This is a genomic window from Acinetobacter sp. LipI_23 (assembly GCF_058243045.1).
Genome location: NZ_JBZAYJ010000001.1, coordinates 3,475,687 through 3,484,628, shown reverse-complemented (window position 1 = coordinate 3,484,628; position 8,942 = coordinate 3,475,687). Strand labels below are relative to the sequence as shown.

Here is an 8,942-nt window from a genome sequence, read left to right as displayed (position 1 = left end):
TACATTTTGTTATAATAAAATCAAAGTTCTCAGGTAGAATATCGCAGATTTAACGAATTAAATATTAAAAACGGGATTTCATGTGCGACAAATTCAACTGGCTTTTTTACTGACTTGCGGCCTCACTTTGACCGGCTGCGCAGTGACCTCTGGTCTGCAAACTTATGACCTACCAGCAGAAGGTGTTTATCAAACCGAACTCGGCACGTCGGTCAATGTGATTAAACTCACTCAAGACTCTATGCTGACTGTTCAGCCTGCTGGACAAAACATTCAACAAGACTATGCCCATTTGTTTAGCACCCCGCATCGTAGCTACAGTCTGAGTCCGGGTGATATCCTGTCCATCTATTTATGGGCCTATCCGGAAATGACCCCGCCTAGCACGACTATTAGTAGTGACCAGTCTGCTCAGGCTAACGGTTATCAGATTGACTCACAGGGCTATATTCAATTTCCAATTATTGGCCGCTACAAGGCTGCGGGCAAATCCCTGACCCAAGTCAACCGTGAGTTGCGCAGTCAGTTGGCCCGTTATTTAAAAACTCCGGATGTCATTGTACGGGTTCTGTCCTATCAGGGTCAGCGCTACTCCGTTCAGGGCAATGTCATCAAAGGTGGTCAGTTTTATTTAAGCGATCAGCCGGTAAGTGTCTATACGGCCTTGGGCATGGCCGGTGGTGTCAATGCACAACAGGGCAATAATGCTTCCATTACCTTGGTTCGTCAGGGACAGACCTATACCCTGAATACGGTAGAACTGGAAAAAGCAGGTTTTTCACTGCATAACTTGCTGATCCAGCCAAATGACACTTTATATGTGAACAATCGCGAAAATCAGAAAATTTATGTTATGGGTGAATCTGGTAAAAACCAGTCCTTGCCACTGCGCGATCAGGGGATGAGTTTAAGTGATGTATTAGGTGAAAGTTTGGGTCTAAATCCACTCTCTGCCAGCCGCAGCAAAATTTATATCGTGCGCAGCCAGTCAAATGCTGTACACACCGAAGTTTATCACATGGACCTGAGCAGTATTGCCGACTTCGGCCTGGCCAACCAGTTCAAGATGCGCAGCAATGATATTGTCTATGTCGATGCTTCAGGTCTGGCACGCTGGCAACGTGTCGTGAACCAAGTGATTCCGTTCTCGAATGCACTTTATAACCTGGATCGTTTGGGGCAATAATGCAGATTAAACGTATTTTGGTGGTCTGTATTGGCAATATCTGCCGTAGTCCTATGGCCGAATACTTTTTAAAACAACAGTATCCGCATTTACAGATTGAATCTGCCGGTATTGCGGGCATGGTAGGACATACAGCAGATGAAAAAGCCAGTCTGTGTATGCAAAGTTTGGGCATTGATATGAGCCCGCATGTCGCTCGAAAGCTGAATGCCGAGATGATTAAACAGGCTGATCTGGTTCTGGTGATGAGTCAAAACCAACAAAAACATATAGAACAGACCTGGCCTTTTGCCAAAGGTAAAACCTTCCGTTTGGGGCACTGGCAAGCCAGGAATATCGCTGACCCTTATCAGCATGACCAAGCTGTATTTGATGATACCTGCCAGTTAATACAGAGCTGTATTGCTGACTGGAAAAAATATATTTAAATTTGAAATCAAGATTATGAGCCAAAATAGCAATACTGAAGATACGATAGACTTAAAAGAATTATTTTTTTCACTCATTGCCCAGTGGAAGCTGATTGCGCTGTGTGTCATCTTAAGCGTGATCTGCGCATTGCTGTATTTAAGAGTCACCCCAGACACCTATTCAGTTGATGCGCTGGTACAGGTCGAAGAAAACAAAGGGACGTCTGCTGCCTTATTGGGTGATTTGTCCAGTATGATCGAGCAAAAGCAACCCGCTCAGGCAGAAATAGAACTATTAAAATCGCGTCTGGTGCTGGGTTCTGCCATTCAGGCTTTAAATCTGGATCTCCGCATTGCTGGAACTGAAAACAGCTTTACGAACCGTTTATTGTCACCGCATGACTATCAAAGCGAATACAATAAAACATCTGTTCTTTTTAAAGACAATGCTAAATCCTTTGATATCCGTCAGTTTGAAGTGCCTGCTTATTTCAATGACAAGAATTTACGTCTTGACTTTCAGCAGGGTAAATACACTTTAACCGATCCGGCCACAGAACAAGTGGTCTTCTCTGCCCCATTAAATCAGCCTAGTGAATTGCAGTCTGAACATGGTCAGTGGAAAGTTGCCATTTATACCCAGGACCAGTTCAATGCACCCTATCTTGTTCGCAAGCAATCTCTGCCCGCTGCAGTCCAATCGATTCTTGCCAATTACTCGGTGGCAGAAAAAGGCAAAATGACCGGGGTATTAGGCCTGAATTATCAGGGGACTGACAAACAGCATATCACTGAAGTCCTGAATGCCATTCTGGCGGCCTATAGCCAGCAAAATATTGAACGTCGTTCTGCAGAAACAGCCCAAACGCTTAAGTTTCTGGATGAACAGTTACCTGAATTGCGCCAGCAACTGGATGTAGCTGAGCGAGAATTCAATACTTTCCGTCAGCAATTCAATACGGTCGATGTCACCAAAGAGTCGGAACTGTATCTGACTCAAAGTATTAGCCTGGAAACCCAAAAAGCACAGCTCGAGCAACAAGTCGCTGAGGCTTCTGCCAAATACACCAATGAACATCCAGTGATGCAGCAGATGAATGCACAACTGGCTGCCATCAACAAAAGAATTAACGAGCTGGAAGGTACTTTAAAGCAGCTACCAGACCTGCAACGCCGATACTTACAACTGTTCCGTGAAGTTGAAGTGAAACAGCAGCTCTATACTGCACTGTTAAACTCTTATCAGCAGCTACGAATTGCCAAAGCTGGTGAAATTGGTAATGTGCGTGTAGTCGATACTGCCGTTGAACCACTAGAACCGATCAAACCGAAAAAACTGCAAATCCTGATTTTATCCATCTTCTTGGGCGGTTTCCTGGGTACCTTGCTGGCACTGCTACGCAACATGCTACGTTCAGGCATTAAAGATTCCAGTCAAATTGAAAATGAACTAGATTTGCCGGTATATGCAACAGTACCTCGCTCGCCTGTCCAAAATGGCTATATCAAGCTGGCCAAGAAGAAAAAATATATTCCTATCCTGGCGGTTAAAAACAGTGATGATATTGCGATTGAGAGTTTGCGTAGTATGCGTACTGCCATTCACTTTGCCTTGAGCAATGCACGGAACAATATTGTGATGATTTCTGGTCCTGCACCAGAAGTGGGTAAATCTTTTATCTCGACCAACCTGGCTGCAATTTTGGCACAAAGCCAGAAACGTGTACTCTTGATTGATGCGGATTTACGTCGGGGTTATATCCATAAATACTTTAATCAGACGCCTCAACCGGGTCTGTCCGAGTATTTAAATAAGCAAGTCAATTTAAATCAGGTCATCAAAGCAACTGATATACCAGGATTAGATCTATTGACTCGGGGTAAAAGCCCGGTGAATCCATCCGAGTTACTCAGTACTCCATTATTTGGGGAAATGCTAACTCAGTTATCCAGTCAATATGATCATATCCTGATTGATACTTCACCTATTCTTGCAGTGACTGACGGGATTATCATCTCGCAACATGCAGGTGTGAATTTGTTGATTGCACGTTATGCACAGACTCAAATGAAAGAACTGGAATTAACGGTCAATCGCTTTGAACAGGCTGGCGTCAAGGTCAATGGCGTGATCTTGAATGATATTCAGCGTTCAAGTGCAGGTTATGGCTATGGCTATAATTATGCCTATGCATATAAAGCCAATAAAGAATCAGACTAAATACATTCTCTAACCGATAAAAAGCCAGAACTTGATTTCTGGCTTTTTATTTTGTATGACAAACGTTTATATATTCAAATCCTTATAGTTTTTTTAAGGACTTCGGCATATATTAATTTGAAAATGTACTGGTGGTACAAAACACGTCATTCATGAAGTCTGCTAAGATGCTAAAAAACTTTCTGAATGTAATAGAATTAGGAAAAATTTCACATGAGTAAAGCCTTACCCATTGCTGTAGCTGTTATTCTAGGCGGTGCTGCACTTGTTCCCGTTTATTATGCATCTCAACACCCAGCTTCAGCCGAAGCCCAAGTTTCAAAAAATGCATCTGCCGTAGAAAAAATTAGCTATGCACTGGGTTATGAGGTTGCTCATCAAACTCCACCAGAACTCGATATTAACAGTTTTGTAACGGGTGTCCGTGCCGGTCATGCTCGTAGCCAACCTGCCTATAGCGAAGAAGAATTAAAACAAGCCTATGAGCAGTTCCAACAAGAAATGCAGCAAAAACAGGCTAATGATGCGAAGCAAGCACAGACAACCAGTGACAGCTTCTTAACTGAAAATGAGAAAAAACCTGGGGTGAAAACCACAGCGTCAGGCTTACAGTACAAAATCACGCAAGAAGGTACAGGCAAGCAACCCACTGCCAGCTCTGTCGTGACTGTGCATTACAAAGGCCAATTGGTCGACGGTAAAGTCTTCGATAGTTCGCTTGAACGTGGCGAACCGATTGAGTTTCCTTTAAACCAAGTGATTCCAGGTTGGACCGAAGGTCTACAACTCATGAAAGAAGGTGGGAAAGCGACACTTTACATCCCTTCTAACTTAGGCTACGGCCCACAAGGTGTACCTGGCATGATCCCAGCCAACAGCACGCTTATTTTTGATGTTGAACTGATTAAAGTAAAATAAAGCAAGTCAATCAAAGGAGAGCTTTTGCTCTCCTCTTTTTATTGAGAATACAAGATGAAAATTCAAACAACATTACTCTGTGGCTTGTTACTTTCTACACCTGTTTTTGCTGCACCGATTAATAATAAAAGCAGCATCAACCAACAAGTCGGTTATAGCTTCGGCTACCTCATGGGTCGTAGCAATGCCGAGTCAATTCAAGATTTAGATCTTGATGCTTTTGTGCAAGGGTTACGTGAAGCATCTAAAGGCCAAGCTGCGTCATTAAGCGATGAAGACATGGCGCTTGTACTCACCCAATATAAACGCCAAGCCGAAGCAAAACAGTTATTAGAAGTTAAACAACAGGCAGACAAAAATGCCAAAATTGGTGCGGCTTTCTTAGCTGAAAATGCGAAAAAACCCGAGGTGAAAACCACGGCTTCAGGCCTACAATATATGGTTTTACAACAAGGCAAAGGCAAGTCACCTAAGGCCAATAGCAAAGTCAAAGTCCATTATGAAGGACGTTTGATTGATCAGACCGTTTTTGACAGCTCGATTGCACGTCAACAGCCTGCGGAGTTTCAAGTCAGCCAAGTGATTCAAGGTTGGACTGAAGGCTTACAGCTAATGAAAGAAGGCGCAAAATATCGCTTATTTATTCCTGCTAAACTGGGCTATGGCCAAATTGGTTCAGGCGATGTGATTGAACCGAATAGCACCTTGATTTTTGATGTGGAACTGATTGAAGTGTTACCAAAATAAGGCAGCAATGCAAAGGCAATGCTATATATAAAATAAAAAGCCTGATCTTCGTGATCAGGCTTTTTATTATTTTCAATCTATTTTCAAATCAAGCACTGCTTATTTTTAAGTTAAGTGCTTCGCTTGTCTTTTGAAGCATAAAACAAAGAAGTACCTTGTTTTAGGCTTCATGTTTGAGGTGACGTGGTCTAAAGCCTGTTAGGAGCAAACCAACCGCATATGCCACAACGCCGACCACGCACAACCCGATCACTTCGGCAACGCGTATCCACTGTGACACGTCACCATTATACCAAGTCAATGCATACCACAAAGCCACAATCATCACGGCGTTAGCAATACCAAACTGGATAAACAGTTTTTTCCAGTGTGCGCCAAAACGGAAAATATCGCGCTTGTGTAGATAGAAATACAACATCCCCGCATTCACTAGAGCAGAGCCCGAAGAGGCTAATGCCAAAGCCATATGCTCTGCCTGCCAGTCAATCAATTTAAAGAAGCCAATAAACACCACGTTTAAAATCGCATTTGCGGCAACGGCCATTAAACCGACACGGACTGGCGTTTTGGTGTCTTGCTGCGCATAAAACCCAGGGGCAAAGACTTTAATCAACATAAATGAAATCACCCCAGCACTCATACATTGCAGTGCTAAAGCCGTCATTTGTGTATCTTCAAGGGTAAATTGTCCGCGTTGGAATAGGGCCTGAATAATGGGGGTCGATAACATAAACAGCGCAATACTCGCAGGCACCCCCACCAGAACAATCACCTTTGCAGCCCAATCCATCATGCCGCGGAACTTCGACATATCTTGCTCTGCATGACGGGTCGACAATGCGGGTAAAATCACCGTACCAATCGCCACCCCAATCAACCCTAAAGGTAACTCGGTCATGCGTTCCGCACTGTACAACCATGATACTGAACCGTCTTGCATAAACGAAGCCCAAATGGTGTTCAGGAGTAAGTTGATTTGCGTGACAGAAACACCAAATAGCGCAGGCAGCATCAATTTCATGATGCGATCCACACCTTCATGTTTAAAATCAACTTTCGGTGGAATCAGTAACTTTTTATGCCAAAGTTCAGGAATTTGGATCGCCAGTTGCAATACACCCGCAGCAACTACCGCCCAACCCAGTGCCATAATCGGTTCTGCCATATACGGCGTCAGCCACCATGCTCCTGCAATCATCGCAACATTCAGCAATACCGGTGAAAAGGCGGGTGAAGCAAAGGAACCATAACTATTTAGAATACTGCTGGCAAATGCCGTCAACGACATAAACAATAAATAAGGAATGGTGAGGCGAAACATTGAAACCGCGAGGTCGAACTTCTCTGGATCGGCATGGAAACCCGGTGCATAGATGTATAGCACTGCTGGAGCTGCGACCATAGCAATGAAGGTTAAAGCCGTCATAACGGTCATCAAACAACCAAAGACACGGCTAATCAGAATCTGAACTTCCGCATGGGTACGCCCAGTTTTATATTCGGTCAGTACTGGAATAAACGCCTGTGAGAATGCTCCCTCAGCAAATAGCCGACGGAAGAAGTTCGGGATACGAAAGGCCACCACAAAGGTATCAAAATCTTTCCCCGCACCAAAGACATTTAGTAAGACAATGTCTCGTACCAAACCCAAGACCCGAGAAAGCATGGTCATTGCACTTACAATTACGGTTGACCGCCACAGCGCCATCGTATCCACCTAGTTTTTCATTTGCCGCTATTGTAATGAAACTTCAGCGAATATTTGATTGTTTAATGTTGTTGTCGACTCTCAATTCATTGACTTTTTAACTGCTGCAAACGATTTCGATAGTCTAACCAATCAAAAAATGGGCCTGGATCGGTCTTACGTCCTGGTGCAATATCAGAATGTCCTGCCAAATGCTGCTGAATTTGAGGATAGGCCTGTTGTAAACAGGCCGTCACGTGTACCAATGTTTCATATTGGGCATCTTCAAAAGGCAAGTCATCACTGCCCTCAAGCTCAATGCCAATCGAATAATCATTGCACTCTTTCTTGGCCAGATAGCTTGAGCGTCCTGCATGCCATGCACGGTCGTTAAAATTGACAAATTGTAAGACTTCGCCACTTCTTAAAATCAGTAAATGCGCTGAGACTTGCATGCCTTGAATGGTTTGAAAATATGGATGTACTGACCAATCCAATTGATTTTGAAAAAATTGTTCAATATAACCGCCACCAAACTGTGAGGGAGGCAAACTGATATTATGGATGACAATCAGTTGAATCTCAGTATCAGCAGGACGTGCGTTAAAATTAGGCGATGGAATTTGTCTCGCTCCCAGCAGTTGCCCTGCTTGCACTTGAAACGACGGAATGACCTGCATATTTTTATTCCTCAAACCCATTGCGCCCTTTGGGCAATCTTTTTTAATGTCTCTCATGCTAAATCTTTCCCCGTCATTTCTCAAATTGGTCAGCGTTTGATTTTGAAATTTTCACGCCTTTTTCAGGAAAAATGCTAATATATTGCGCAATTTTCATGGCTTCTATAAAGATACGGACAATCGGATGAGCATATCGCAGCAACTGCTTGAACAATCTATTCAACTGAATATTCAACAGGCATTACAAGAAGACATCGGTGATGGCGACATTACGGCGCTTTTGACGCCTGAAGATGAACAAGCGACTGCGACCATTATTAGCCGTGAAGACATGATTCTTGCTGGTCAACCTTGGGTCAATGCATTAATTGCAGCTTTTGATTCCAGTGTGCAAATCACGTGGCTCAAAAACGATGGCGATTTGGTTCTTGCCAATGAAACCATTTTTAAACTGGCGGGTTCAGCACGCAGCTTACTTACGGTTGAACGCCCTGCACTCAACTTTGTACAAACCCTATCTGCTGTAGCAACCAAAACGGCGGAATATGTCAAACAACTCGATGGCTTAAACACCAAGTTGCTAGATACCCGTAAAACCCTGCCGGGTCTACGTATTGCCCAAAAATATGCTGTCGCGGTCGGCGGTGGTCAAAACCATCGTTTAGGTTTATTCGATGCTTTTTTAATTAAAGAAAATCACATCATGGCAGCGGGTGGCATCGCACAAGCCATTGCCAAAGCGCATCAAATTGCCCCAGGCAAACCTGTCGAAGTCGAAGTTGAAACCTGGGCGGAATTAGACCAAGCATTGGAAGCCCAAGCGGATATCGTGATGTTAGACAACTTTAGCCAGCAACAAATGATTGATGCGGTCAAGCATGTTGCAGGACGGTGTAAATTGGAAGCGTCAGGGAATATCACCATTGCCAACTTGCGCGAAGTTGCAAGCACAGGCGTGGATTATATTTCGATGGGTGTATTAACCAAAGATGTCAAAGCAGTCGACCTTTCTATGCGTTTTAATGCTTAATTCCAATAGTTTGCATTCAATCCACACCCAATAAAAAACGCACTCTAGAGTGCGTTTTTTATT

The 8,942-nt window shown here is 43.6% G+C and carries 8 protein-coding genes; 6 read left to right on the top strand and 2 right to left on the bottom strand.

Features of this window, described 5'->3' with window-relative positions:
* Window positions 1-82: 82 nt before the first annotated feature.
* From AC4CVD_RS17155 to bamJ (AC4CVD_RS17135), 5 genes are all read left to right on the top strand, one after another.
* The gene (locus tag AC4CVD_RS17155; RefSeq protein ID WP_490753484.1) at window positions 83-1,186 is read left to right on the top strand and encodes a polysaccharide biosynthesis/export family protein; all 1,104 of its coding nucleotides are present in this window, start codon (window positions 83-85) and stop codon (window positions 1,184-1,186) included.
* Window positions 1,186-1,614, top strand: a complete 429-nt coding sequence (locus tag AC4CVD_RS17150; RefSeq protein ID WP_490753483.1) for a low molecular weight protein-tyrosine-phosphatase — start codon at window positions 1,186-1,188, stop codon at window positions 1,612-1,614. The genes AC4CVD_RS17155 and AC4CVD_RS17150 overlap by 1 nt, the downstream gene beginning before the upstream one ends.
* A gap of 16 nt (window positions 1,615-1,630) precedes the next feature.
* On the top strand, window positions 1,631-3,817 hold the full coding sequence (locus AC4CVD_RS17145) for a polysaccharide biosynthesis tyrosine autokinase (RefSeq protein ID WP_490753482.1): 2,187 nt from the start codon (window positions 1,631-1,633) through the stop codon (window positions 3,815-3,817).
* Between the two features lie 213 nt (window positions 3,818-4,030).
* The gene (bamJ, locus tag AC4CVD_RS17140; protein ID WP_332477677.1) at window positions 4,031-4,735 is read left to right on the top strand and encodes a BamJ family beta-barrel-assembly machinery protein; all 705 of its coding nucleotides are present in this window, start codon (window positions 4,031-4,033) and stop codon (window positions 4,733-4,735) included.
* A gap of 54 nt (window positions 4,736-4,789) precedes the next feature.
* Window positions 4,790-5,482 carry a BamJ family beta-barrel-assembly machinery protein gene (bamJ, locus tag AC4CVD_RS17135; RefSeq protein WP_490753481.1) on the top strand — a complete coding sequence of 231 codons (693 nt, stop codon included), beginning with the start codon at window positions 4,790-4,792 and terminating at the stop codon, window positions 5,480-5,482.
* 160 nt (window positions 5,483-5,642) lie between these two features.
* Here the strand turns inward: bamJ (AC4CVD_RS17135) and murJ are convergent, their stop codons facing one another.
* Window positions 5,643-7,199 carry a murein biosynthesis integral membrane protein MurJ gene (gene murJ, locus AC4CVD_RS17130; RefSeq protein ID WP_473338016.1) on the bottom strand — a complete coding sequence of 519 codons (1,557 nt, stop codon included), beginning with the start codon at window positions 7,197-7,199 and terminating at the stop codon, window positions 5,643-5,645.
* A 77-nt stretch (window positions 7,200-7,276) separates the two neighbouring features.
* The gene (ampD, locus tag AC4CVD_RS17125; RefSeq protein WP_087014896.1) at window positions 7,277-7,849 is read right to left on the bottom strand and encodes a 1,6-anhydro-N-acetylmuramyl-L-alanine amidase AmpD; all 573 of its coding nucleotides are present in this window, start codon (window positions 7,847-7,849) and stop codon (window positions 7,277-7,279) included.
* Window positions 7,850-8,033: 184 nt separating this feature from the next.
* Between ampD and nadC the strand changes: the two genes are divergently transcribed.
* The gene (gene nadC, locus AC4CVD_RS17120; RefSeq protein ID WP_490753480.1) at window positions 8,034-8,879 is read left to right on the top strand and encodes a carboxylating nicotinate-nucleotide diphosphorylase; all 846 of its coding nucleotides are present in this window, start codon (window positions 8,034-8,036) and stop codon (window positions 8,877-8,879) included.
* Window positions 8,880-8,942: the final 63 nt, after the last annotated feature.